Genomic DNA, 7,136 nt, shown 5'->3' on the forward strand with positions numbered 1-7,136 from the left:
AGCGGAGTGCGATGGAGTTGGCGTCAATCAAGGTCGGACTGGCGCCCATCGCGCTGCCGAATGCACGCCTGTTCGTGCTTGGCAGCCTGCCGGGAGACGCATCGCTGGGCGCTCGGCAATATTATGCGCATCGCACGAACCAGTTCTGGCGGTTGCTCGGCGGAGCGATCGCCGAGCCCCTCCAGGAGCTACCTTACGCCGAACGGCTCGACAGGCTGGCGCGGCGCGGCGTCGGGCTTTGGGACGTGATTGCGTCGGCGGAAAGGCGCGGCAGCCTCGATCAGGCAATCCGGCTCGCCGAACACAATCGGATCGTCCAGCTGTTGTCGGATTTCCCAAATCTGCGCGCGATCGCCTTCAATGGCGCGACCGCCGCCCGCGCTGGCCGGAAGCTCATCGGCGATGCGCCGCCCGGCATTGCCCTTGTCGACCTGCCATCCTCGAGCGCGGCCAACACCGCCCGCTTCGAGGAAAAGGCGCGCGCCTGGGCCGTGCTGGCGCAATTCGTCGCGACCTAGCCGCCTTTGGCTTGTGCCGCGCGCCGGGCGCGTCATGATGGCCCGGTGAGACCCGGCGACGAGACCGACACCGATATCGAGAGTCCGACGGACGGCGACAAGCAGCTGTCGATGGTCGACGAAGCGCTCGTCGCCGGAACGATCGCCAACACCAATGGGCTGCTCGTCATCCTTGCCAAGCTCGTCGCCCGCGGCCTGTTCGACCAGAACGACCTTCACGCCTTTTCCGACAGCTATTCGAAGCCGCTCGACCATGTAGGCATGCGCGAGAATGAGCTCGTCACGCAGATGCAGGACCAGATGGAGTCGACCCTCGCCGAGCTGATGCGCTACCTCGCCGAGCGCGACCACGAGGATTGAGGCGCCGCTTCCCCGCTGGCGATGCCGCGATTGACTAGCGGCCGATCAGCCCACATATGGCCGCACCTCCCGGGCTTCGGTCCGGGCAAGGCCCCTTCGTCTAGCGGTCCAGGACGTCGCCCTCTCACGGCGAAAACACGGGTTCGAGTCCCGTAGGGGTCACCAGCTTGCGGCGCGCGCCAGGCGCTGCCGCCGCGCCGCCAACCAGTCATCGATGATCGTGGCGATGCGAGGTGCGGCGCGGCCGTCGCCATAAGGATAGGCCCGGCGCGACATGGCGGCATAGGCGGCGGGGTCGCCGAGCAGCCTCTTCACTTCGGCGACAATCCGCTCGGGGCAGGTGCCGACGAGGCGCATGTTGCCGGTCGCGATGCCTTCCGGTCGCTCGGTGATCTCTCGCAGGACCAGCAGCGGCACGCCGAGTGACGGCGCTTCCTCCTGCATTCCGCCCGAATCGCTGAGGACGATGTCGGCCTCATTCATCCGCCGCATCAGCTCGCGATGGATGCACGGGTCGATCAAGGCGATGGCATCGTGGTCGGCGAGAAGCCCGCGCATGATCGCCTGGACGTGCGGATTGGGGTGAAGCACGAATTGCACTTCGATGCCGGCGTCGCTGACGAGCTCCCGCAATGCGGAAGCGATGGAGTGAAGCCCTTCGCGCCAGCTTTCGCGGCGGTGACAGGTCACGAGCAGCCTCGGCCGGGCACGCTCGCGCACGCGCGCTGGACCGAGCGACGCGGCAACCGGGAGCAGCGCATCGACGCCGGTATTGCCTGTCACATGGACCTCGCCGCCGACCGCCTCACGCTTCAGATTGCCGGCCGAGAGGTCGCTCACCGCGAACAGCAGGTCGGCGTCGCGATCGATCCGTATTCGGTAGCTTTCCTCCGGCCACGGCCGGAGCCGGTCGCCAGTGCGTAGCCCCGCTTCGACATGAGCAAACGGGACCGAGGCGCGGACGCTTGCGAGCGTTCCGCCAAGCGCGCTCGAAGTGTCCCCCTGGACGACGACGAAGTCAGTGCCGGCACGCAGCACCGGGCCCATCGCGGCGGCCACCTTGCGGACATGGGCGTGGGGGTTGGCCTGGCCGGCGCAGTTGAGGTCAACGCGCGGATAGGCGCCGAAGCCGAACTGCCGCAGGTCCAGCGACGGATGCTGGCCGGTGACGACGATCCGGGATGCGAGCCCCCGAGCGGCGAGGGCGTGGGCGACAGGGGCAAGCTTGATCGCCTCGGGCCTGGTCCCAATCACCAGGCAGACAGTTTCGCGGTGCAGCCTTCCCCCTAGCTCGGCGAAGGCAAAGTGCCTCCACAGTGGAGGAAGTCAAGCGGGGCGGTACGTCCTAGCGGAAATTGTCAGCGTAGGCCTGGAGCTTGAGCCGGACCGGCGGCGCGGGCAGCACATGGTGCTTGAGACCATGCTTCGCGCAGTAAGCGATAGCAGCCTCTTTCGACGCGAAGGTCATCCGCACCTGCGTGTCGGTGTCGCCAGAACCGTTCCAGCCGGTCAGCGGATCGGGCCGCTGCGCTTCCTTGCGCTCGAACTCCAGCAGCCATCGGCCAGCATTGGCCTTGCCGGACTGCGTCGTCTTGCGCTCAAGCTCGGATATGCGGGCGATGGTCACATGCCGCGGTTGGCAAAGGCACGGCGCCAAATCAAGCCCCGCGTCGAAGCCCTAGGGCCGTGCGGGCGTTCCGAGGTAGCGGTTGAACCAATCCACCGTCCGCTTGCGCACGTCGAGTGTATGGTCCGGCGAGCGGATCCCATGACCCTCATCGGGATAGATGACGAGGCTGACCGGGACGTTGTTGGCCTTGAGCGCGTGCCAATATTCGACCGACTGGGTTGGCGGCACCTCAACGTCGCGCTCGCCGGCGAACAGGAAGGTGGGCGTGCGCGCGGACTTGACCGTGCGGATCGCCGACATTGCCCAATAGGGCGCCGGGTCCTGGTACAGCGAGGCGCCGAAATAGGGAATCATCCACTGGTCGATGCCGTTGGTTCCGTAATAGCTGATCCAGTCGGACAGGCCGCCACCGCCGACGATCGCCTTGAAGCGGTTGGTCTGGGTATTCGCCCACATCGCCATGAACCCGCCGTAGCTGTACCCCATCAGTCCGAGGCGGTTATCGTCGATCGGCGCCGCCTTCTCGGCCGCGTCGATGCCGGCGAGGATGTCGCGGAGATCGCCGCCGCCGAAGTCGCGGATGTTGGCGCGGGTGAAGCGCTCGCCCTGGCCGTAGCTTCCGCGCGGATTGGGAAGGAAGAGATAATAGCCGGCGCGCGCGAGGTCGGCCCGGGCGCCCTGCCAGACATAGCTCGGCACGTTCGCCGCGGCTGGGCCGCCGTGGACCTCGACGACCATTGGCGCCTTGCCTGCGGCGGGGCGGAGCGGAGCGAGAAGCCAGCCCTGGACGTCGAAGCCCTCGTTCCGCCAAGTGACGCTCTGCGCGCGGACGAGCGGCGCCCAGCCGTCATTATCGCGGGTCAGCCGGCGAAGCGCCGTGCTGTTGCCGGAGTAGATCGCGGGCGCATGCTCGAAATCCTGAACGGTCGCCGCATAGACCCGGCCATCGGCGGAGCGGGCGACGCGGGCATCACCGGCCGAGATGCTTGCCGGCGCGCTCCACTGGACTGCACCCGCGCCGCGTACTGGGTCGAGTGGGACGATCGCCATTCGGTCACCGATGAGCGCCGTCGCGGTAAGGCCGGCCCGGCCCCAGAGGAGGGAAGTAAAGCTGCCGCGATAACCGGGCGTTGCGTCATGTGCAGGTCCGCCCGCGAAGGGCACCGTGTAGACGTCGCCCCCGACCGATCCGAAATCGCTCATGATCCCGCCGATAAAGGCGACCGTGCGCCCGTCCGGCGACACGCGCGGGAAGTTCACCTGGGTGGCCGGAGCCGCGATCCGGCTGAGCGCTCCGCTGGCGAGGTCGACCCGGTCGATGGTTGCGACCCACCAATTGTTGTCGCCGTTGCCCGGCGCATCGGTGACGACGAAGCCGCGGCTGTCGGGCGTCCAGTCATACTCATAGACGTAGCGGTCCGTGGGAGAGACGGCGCGAACAGTGCCGCCCGTCAATGGAACGACGGCCAGTCGCTGCTCGTCATTCTGTTCACCGATCTCGCCGACCTGACGGACGCCGGCCTGCGTCGCGCCCGATTCCTTGCGGGCATTGAATGTGGCGAGCAGCGCCACCGTGCGTCCGTCGGGAGAGACAGTCGGCTCCTGCGCGATGCCGTCAATGGTTGCGAGTGTTGCGACACCCGATGGACCGGCGAGCATCAGACGAGTGCGATCCTTGTCGCGCTCGAGGAACAGCAATCGCCCGTCAGGTGCAAAGACAAGCCCGGAATAACCGCAGCCCGGACATGGATCGATCGTCGAGACGATCGTCCCCGTCGCAGCCGACCGCAGGATGATCCGGCCATGCGGCGTCGCCGACGAGTTCGCCTCCGGGCCGCTTTCGATGGCGGCAAGGCGGTCGCCGGCGGGCGAGACGACGACGTCCGCATATTGCCGCAGCGTCGCCGCCTCGGCGGGCAAAGCGAGTGCAGTCAGCGAAGCGGCGGCGAGCAGTGTGCGCATGACGGAACCTCGGGCGGTTAAAGGGCCCGGCGGACGTAGCAGCGCCGCCGCCGAAAGCTAGGCTGCTGCGGTCTTAGTAGGCTCGGGAAACCGCGAACTCGACGGCTTCGGTCAGCGCCGCCCTTGCCTTGCTTGCCGGGAACATGGCGATCGCGTCGATCGCCCGGCGGCCGTACTGGCGCGCCCGCTCGAGCGTATCGTCGAGCGCCCCCGTCGATGTCACCAGGCGAATGGCGTGGGCGAGGTCTTCATCCGACACGCGCTCCTCGCCGATCGCCGCTTTCCAGAAGGCGCGATCCGCGTCGCTGCCGCGCGCATAAGCCAGGATGACGGGAAGGGTCATCTTGCCGTCGCGGAAGTCGTCGCCGACGCCCTTGCCCATGGTCTCGGCATCAGAGGCATAGTCGATCACGTCATCGGTCAACTGGAAGGCGATGCCGAGGTTCCTGCCGTAGGCTTCGAGCGCCAGCTCGGCGTCCTCGCTGGCCTCGGCGACGACCGGCGCGACGCGGCAGGCGGCGGCGAACAAAGCGGCGGTCTTGGCGGCGACAATCGTGAGATACTGGTCCTCCCCAGTCTCGATCCGGCGCTGCGCGGTCAATTGCTCGACCTCGCCCTCGGCGATTACCGCGGATGCATGGCTGAGGATCCGAAGTACCTTGAGGCTGCCGTCCTCGACCATCAGCTCGAATGCGCGGCTGAACAGGAAATCGCCGACCAGCACGCTCGCCGGATTGCCCCAGATGAGGTTCGCGGTGCGGCGGCCCCGGCGCGTGCCCGATCCGTCGACAACATCGTCATGCAGGAGTGTCGCGGTATGGATGAACTCGACTGCAGCGGCGAGCTTGTGGTGCCGGGTGCCTGGGTAGCCGAGCAGGCTCGCGCAGGCGAGCGTCAGCATCGGCCGCATCCGCTTGCCGCCGCCGGCGATCAGGTGTCCGGCAAGTTCGGGGATCAGCGCGACATTGCTCTGCATCCGCTCGAGGATGACGGAATTGACGCCGTTCATGCCCGCGCCGACGAGCGCGAACAGCGGGTCGAGCGAAGGCTCGCGCTTGGCGTCCAACGAATGCACGGTCGCGGTCACGAGCGCCGCCCTAGCGGTCTCGTACCCGTTTTCCTAGCGGCGTCGGGAAAGCCGGCTCAGCTTCCCCAGATGTGAACCCGCTGCTCGGGCGCCAGGTAAAGCTTGTCTCCCGGCTGAACGTTGAACGCCTTGTACCAGGCGTCGACGTTGCGGACGACGCCGTTCACGCGGAATGCCGCCGGAGAGTGCGGGTCGCTGAGCAGTTGCGAGCGCAGGGCCCCTTCGCGCTCCTTGGTCTCCCAGCTGTAGCCATAAGCGATGAAGAAGCGCTGGTCGCCGGTGAAACCGTCGATCACGGGCGGCTCACCGTGCTTGGCAACGTAGCGGCGATAGGCCGCATAAGCGACTTCGAGGCCCCCGAGATCGCCAAGGTTTTCGCCAAGCGTCAGCTGGCCCTTGATGTGAACGCCCGGAATCGGCTCGTAGGCGTCGTATTGCTTGACCAGTTCCGCCGTGCGCGCGGTGTAGGCCTTGGCGCTCGCCGGGGTCCACCAGTCGCGGAGCTTACCGACGGGGTCGTACAACCGTCCCTGGTCGTCGAAGCCGTGCCCGATCTCGTGCCCGATCGTTGCGCCGATGCTTCCATAGTTCGACGCCGGGTCGGCGTTCGGGTCGAAATAGGGTGGCTGAAGGATCGCTGCCGGAAATGTGATCTGGTTCTTCGACGGGTCGTAATAGGCGTTGTTGGTCTGCGGCAGCATATCCCACAGGCTGCGATCGACCGGCTTGGGATAGCGGCTCAGCATCAGGTTCCAGTCGAATTCCTCCGACCGGATCGCATTGCCGAAGAGGTCGCCGCGATCGATCCTGAGCGACGAATAGTCGATATATTTAATCGGGTGGCCAAGGCGGGGGTCGAAGCTGGCGAGCTTGGCCAGGGCCGCCTGGCGCGTCGGCTCGTCCATCCAGCCATTGTGCTCGATCTTGTCCTTGAGCGCCGCGAGAATGTCGTCGACCAGCTCATGCACCTGGCGGTCGCTCTCGGGCGGATAATGGCGCTGGACGTAGACCTGTCCGACACCTTCGCCGAGCGCATTGTCGACCAGCGACACGCCGCGCTTCCAGCGGTCGCGCTGCGTCGGCACGTCGGCGAGGGTCTTGCCGTAGAAAGCGAAATGGGCATCGTCGAATGCCTTCGGCAGATATTGCGCGTGGTCGCTGATGAAGTGGAAGGCCATGTAGTCCTTCCAGGTCGACAGCGGCGTCGCGGCGACGAGACGAGCTTCTCCCTGGATCGCACTCGGCTCGCGAACGATGACCGTTTGGACCGCACCCAGGCCGGACTTGATTAGCATCGGCGTCCACGCGACCTGGGGTGCAAGCGCGGAAAGCTGCGCGCGTGATTTGGGGTTGTACGTAGCCTTGACGTCGCGTTGCCGCTCGGGCGTCCAATGTTGCCGGGCGATGGCGGTCTCGACCGCGAAGATGCGGTCGGCCTTGGCGGCCGCACCGCTGTCTCCCGCGAGCGTCAGGATGGTCGCGATGTAGCTTTTATAGGCGGCGCGGAACCCGTCATATTTCGCGCCCTGAAGCAAATAATAATCGCGGTTCGGCATGCCGAGGCCGCCCTGGGTCAGGA

Annotated in this window: 7 protein-coding genes and 1 tRNA gene; 3 read left to right on the forward strand and 5 right to left on the reverse strand. The window is 66.6% G+C overall.

The window, feature by feature from the left end:
- Positions 1 to 11 precede the first annotated feature (11 nt).
- The 3 genes from JOZ79_RS05615 to JOZ79_RS05625 all read left to right on the forward strand — a co-directional run bounded on the left by JOZ79_RS05615 (position 12) and on the right by JOZ79_RS05625 (position 1,043).
- Complete coding sequence (locus JOZ79_RS05615) at positions 12 to 518, forward strand: DNA-deoxyinosine glycosylase (protein WP_294071769.1); 507 nt, start codon at positions 12 to 14, stop codon at positions 516 to 518.
- 45 nt (positions 519 to 563) lie between these two features.
- A complete protein-coding gene (locus JOZ79_RS05620) occupies positions 564 to 878 on the forward strand; it encodes a hypothetical protein (RefSeq protein ID WP_294071771.1) in 315 nt (104 codons plus the stop codon).
- An 89-nt stretch (positions 879 to 967) separates the two neighbouring features.
- Positions 968 to 1,043: transfer RNA gene (locus JOZ79_RS05625), tRNA-Glu, on the forward strand.
- Here JOZ79_RS05625 and wecB read toward each other — a convergent pair.
- The 5 genes from wecB to JOZ79_RS05650 form a co-directional block, all read right to left on the reverse strand.
- Positions 1,038 to 2,132 carry a UDP-N-acetylglucosamine 2-epimerase (non-hydrolyzing) gene (wecB, locus tag JOZ79_RS05630; RefSeq protein WP_294071773.1) on the reverse strand — a complete coding sequence of 365 codons (1,095 nt, stop codon included), beginning with the start codon at positions 2,130 to 2,132 and terminating at the stop codon, positions 1,038 to 1,040. The two genes, JOZ79_RS05625 and wecB, sit on opposite strands and share 6 nt — an antisense overlap.
- Before the next feature lie 91 nt (positions 2,133 to 2,223).
- Complete coding sequence (locus tag JOZ79_RS05635) at positions 2,224 to 2,505, reverse strand: ETC complex I subunit (RefSeq protein WP_294071775.1); 282 nt, start codon at positions 2,503 to 2,505, stop codon at positions 2,224 to 2,226.
- Between the two features lie 51 nt (positions 2,506 to 2,556).
- Positions 2,557 to 4,470 (reverse strand): S9 family peptidase, encoded by a 1,914-nt coding sequence (locus JOZ79_RS05640; protein WP_294071777.1) that lies wholly within the window; start codon positions 4,468 to 4,470, stop codon positions 2,557 to 2,559.
- Positions 4,471 to 4,543: 73 nt separating this feature from the next.
- Complete coding sequence (locus tag JOZ79_RS05645; protein ID WP_294071779.1) at positions 4,544 to 5,557, reverse strand: polyprenyl synthetase family protein; 1,014 nt, start codon at positions 5,555 to 5,557, stop codon at positions 4,544 to 4,546.
- A gap of 56 nt (positions 5,558 to 5,613) precedes the next feature.
- On the reverse strand, positions 5,614 to 7,136 hold a 1,523-nt coding region (locus JOZ79_RS05650; RefSeq protein WP_294071781.1), incomplete at its 5' end, for a M13 family metallopeptidase.

Source organism: Sphingomonas sp. (genome assembly GCF_019242355.1).
In the GTDB taxonomy this organism is placed as follows: domain Bacteria; phylum Pseudomonadota; class Alphaproteobacteria; order Sphingomonadales; family Sphingomonadaceae; genus Sphingomicrobium.